The following is a 255-nucleotide window of genomic DNA, read 5'->3' on the forward strand; positions in this document are numbered from 1 at the left end:
CGCTGAACGGATAGGCCTGCGGCTCCAGCACCTGACCCGGCGCCAGCCCGCTGCCGGTGGTGCGGGCAAAGATGCGGCACTGATGATTCAGCTTACGTTCATGGCGGATGCGGGCGTAGAACGCGCCGGTTTCAGCGGCGGCGTCCACGTCCTCACCGGCCTCGCGGTAGGGTCGGGCGTACAGGTAGCTTTCTCCGGTCACCGGCGCGGCGCTTCGCACCTGCGCGCTGGCGTCAAGCGGCGTGGTCGCTTCGC

Annotated in this window: 1 pseudogene; it reads right to left on the reverse strand. The window is 69.4% G+C overall.

Annotation, left to right across the window (positions count from 1 at the left end):
- Positions 1-255 (reverse strand): annotated as a pseudogene (locus J1778_RS24540) (type VI secretion system Vgr family protein); the annotation flags it as partial.

It is taken from the genome of Rahnella bonaserana, from assembly GCF_019049675.1.
Classification (GTDB): domain Bacteria; phylum Pseudomonadota; class Gammaproteobacteria; order Enterobacterales; family Enterobacteriaceae; genus Rahnella; species Rahnella bonaserana.